This window comes from Corallococcus sp. AB049A, assembly GCF_003668885.1.
Taxonomy (GTDB): Bacteria; Myxococcota; Myxococcia; order Myxococcales; family Myxococcaceae; genus Corallococcus; species Corallococcus interemptor.
Map to the genome: position 1 here is coordinate 1 of NZ_RAWL01001104.1, position 446 is coordinate 446.

The window sequence follows — 446 nt, forward strand, 5'->3', positions numbered from 1 at the left end:
GTCCGCGCCCAGGCGGGCGGTCATGTCGCGCACGCGCTGCACCAGCACGTAGTCATCCAGCCGCGACGCATCGATGTAGCTGCGCATCAGCACATCGCCGAAGCCGTGGAACTTCCCCGGCAGGCGCACGCTGGCACGTTGGCTGCGGCGCTGCTCGGCACGTTCCGGTGAATCGGCGTGGATCGAGGTATCGATCAGCGCCAGCTGCAGCACGCGCTCCGGCGCAATGCGCAGGATCTGCTGGGCGACGAAGCCGCCCAATGAGAAACCGGCCAGCGCAAAGCGCTCCGGTGCCTGTGCGAGTACGTCCTCGGCCACCGCCTGCAGGGTCTCGCCACGGGTCTGGTCGCCTACTGTGCAGTCGGCGATGTCGGCCAGGTCGGCCAGCTGCGCGCGCCACAGCTCGGCATCGTTGAGCAGGCCGGGCAGCAGCAGCAGGGGAATAC

Annotated in this window: 1 protein-coding gene; it reads right to left on the reverse strand. The window is 68.8% G+C overall.

The genetic code is table 11. From position 1 onward, the window contains the following. A partial coding sequence (locus D7X55_RS46450; RefSeq protein ID WP_368666529.1) for an alpha/beta fold hydrolase occupies nucleotides 1-446 on the reverse strand: 446 nt, incomplete at both ends.